The sequence below is a fragment of the Bacillus sp. Root131 genome (genome assembly GCF_001429475.1).
Taxonomy (GTDB): domain Bacteria; phylum Bacillota; class Bacilli; order Bacillales; family Bacillaceae_G; genus Bacillus_A; species Bacillus_A thuringiensis_S.
The window spans coordinates 1-453 of sequence record NZ_LMJQ01000006.1 but is presented as its reverse complement, the minus strand read 5'-3'; the positions used below and the strand labels follow the sequence as shown (position 1 = coordinate 453).

Here is a 453-nt window from a genome sequence, read left to right as displayed (position 1 = left end):
CCCACACTAATCCACCAGTGACGACCATCAAATGTAACTCTTGGATTGGATGGTTTTTTATTCCTTGGTAGTTGTTGGCTTGTTTTCACTTCTCCAATAGACTGAATATGAACTACTTTCTTTCCTATAACCAGTCTTTCATAATTGGCATAAAATCCTTGGATTAAATCTTTTTTGGATTTATAAGAAGTGTGATAACCATTTTTGTACTTTTTGAACGAATGTTTTCTCGCCGTATCAAAATCTTTTGAAGCCTGTTTGGGCACTTGTGCATTAATGTCTTTTAACCACTCATATYTCTTTYGCTTCTTGATCTTTGTAAATCGTTTCTGTAAAGCTAACTGTGAAACAGATTTTCCAAATAGCTTATAGTATCTATCACTCATTCTTTTACAATAGTTATAAGCGAATCTTGCAGCTCCAGCATGGTTTCTAAGCACTTTTTCTTGTTCA

The 453-nt window shown here is 34.1% G+C and carries 1 protein-coding gene; it reads right to left on the bottom strand.

Annotated features, from left to right (window positions below; translation table 11 throughout):
• On the bottom strand, window positions 1-453 hold a 453-nt coding region (locus tag ASE54_RS36110; RefSeq protein WP_162255439.1), incomplete at both ends, for a helix-turn-helix domain-containing protein.